Source organism: Rahnella sp. P4_A8 (assembly GCF_056402435.1).
Window position 1 is genome coordinate 1 of the sequence record NZ_JBFUHK010000195.1, and the last position, 1815, is coordinate 1815.

At 47.8% G+C, this 1815-nt stretch carries 1 protein-coding gene, 1 other RNA gene and 1 pseudogene; all 3 read right to left on the bottom strand.

Annotated elements, in window-relative coordinates:
- Nucleotides 1–204 precede the first annotated feature (204 nt).
- Nucleotides 205–609, bottom strand: a pseudogene (locus AC1DUO_RS24560) (phage integrase central domain-containing protein); the annotation flags it as partial.
- Between the two features lie 98 nt (nucleotides 610–707).
- Nucleotides 708–1071, bottom strand: a transfer-messenger RNA (tmRNA) gene (gene ssrA, locus AC1DUO_RS24565).
- A 49-nt stretch (nucleotides 1072–1120) separates the two neighbouring features.
- Nucleotides 1121–1603: an SsrA-binding protein SmpB gene (gene smpB, locus AC1DUO_RS24570; RefSeq protein ID WP_013576739.1), complete on the bottom strand. Its 483-nt coding sequence runs from the start codon at nucleotides 1601–1603 to the stop codon at nucleotides 1121–1123.
- Between the last annotated feature and the right edge of the window lie 212 nt (nucleotides 1604–1815).

A 1815-nucleotide genomic window follows, 5' to 3' on the forward strand; every position in this document is an offset into this window, starting at 1 on the left:
CTTCAAGTGACCAGTTACTACTTCTCAATGAAAAAAACCGGCCTGAGCCGGTTTCTTTTTAAGCATTCTTGATGTCGCACATTGGCAACCAGTCTGTCTCGCAGTCTTCACTTAAGATCAGATTGGTTTGCAGACCCGGATTGGTCTTTTTCTTCAAGAATTCAATCTCATACTCTTTCAACGTTTGCGGCACAGCCCGACCTTTCGGCTAGGGAAAACGTGCTGACGATTCCCGCTAATTGGAGGCATGATTTCCAATAGTTCTAAAGCTTGTTCTGAGAGAGGGACTATATGATCACGTTTTGCCTTCATACGTTCTGCCGGAATACACTACTGCTTGTTCTTGATATCGGTCTCTGACCAAGCTGTTGCTGAGGCTTCTGCAGGGCGTATTGTAGGCATGTGCTGCTTCTTCGGGCGTTCGAAAGCATTATCTATACCTGAAGCTGGATTCGCCTCAATCAATCCCACATTCACCGCATAAATCATTATCTCATTGATGCGCTGAACTAACCTTCCGACAGCTTCTAACGCTCCACGCGCTTTGATTGGCTCTAACACCTGAATAAGTGTGCATGCTTTCAGCTCCTGAACAGGAATGTTCTCGATCTCGGACTTCTACAGACACAAAAAAGCCCGCAAACCTAGAAGGGATGCGGGCTTTCAGGACTTCTCCGGACTTATCTGGTAATAACCGGATCATTATTTGGTGGAGCTGGGGGGATTTGAACCCCCGTCCAGAATTACTACACCGTCGGCACTACATGCTTAGTCCAATCTTTACATTCGCCGGTTAGCTGCGGATGGACACGCCACTAACAAACTATCCTGATTGGGTTTAACGCTTTCACCCCAGGCAAGGTGTCCACGCGATCTCTTTTGGGTTTGACCTCTCTTGATCCCCGTCCTAAGAGCGGAGGCTAGGGAGAGAGGGCTCTAAGCAGGGTATTAAGCTGCTAGGGCGTAGTTTTCGTCGTTTGCGACTATTTTTTTGCGGCTTTTTACGAGGCCAACCGCCCCTCGGCATGCTCCTTGGGCTTCGCAAATCCTGTCGAATCCAGAATCAGCCCCAAGTACTATTTCGTAGTATACCAGCAAAACACCAAGCTACGCCAGAGGCTTAGCGATTTGCGTGCTTCATGATACGTGCCTTGTCTACTTTCCATTCGCGATCTTTAATGTCATCGCGCTTGTCGTGCTCTTTCTTACCTTTAGCCAGACCGATCTTCACTTTTGACCAGGCATTTTTCCAGTACATGGAAAGCGCGACGACGGTGTAACCATCGCGACTGACTTTACCGAACAGCGTTTCTAACTCACGCTTGTTGAGCAGTAATTTTCTTGTACGGGTCGGATCACACACAATATGAGTGGACGCCACGTTAAGAGGTTGAATGGTTGCGCCAAACAAAAAGGCTTCACCGTCGCGGAATGTGACGTAGCTGTCAGTGATGTTTGCTTTACCAGCGCGCATCGATTTGACTTCCCATCCCTGCAAAGCAAGCCCCGCCTCAAATTCATCTTCGATGATATATTCGTGGCGAGCGCGTTTGTTCATCGCGATAGTCGCGGAACCGGGTTTATGTGCTTTTTTCTTTGTCATAGTGATACTTATTATACTGTAAGCGATGCCGATTGAAATCCCCACGCAGTGAGAGTCGGGAGTTTTTCCTGTTTGTGGCAGCCTGTGCTTCGTTGTTTTTATTACCGCGCGGATAAATGGTATTATCTGTACGTTTTATGACACCTGGAAAATGATATGCCACAGATAAGTCGTTCTGCGCTTGTGCCGTTCAGCGTGGAGCAGATGTACAC

Bases quoted from the DNA above. Each gene is read 5' to 3' on its own strand.
- smpB (WP_013576739.1), bottom strand. From the start codon at position 1,603: ATGACAAAGAAAAAAGCACATAAACCCGGTTCCGCGACTATCGCGATG.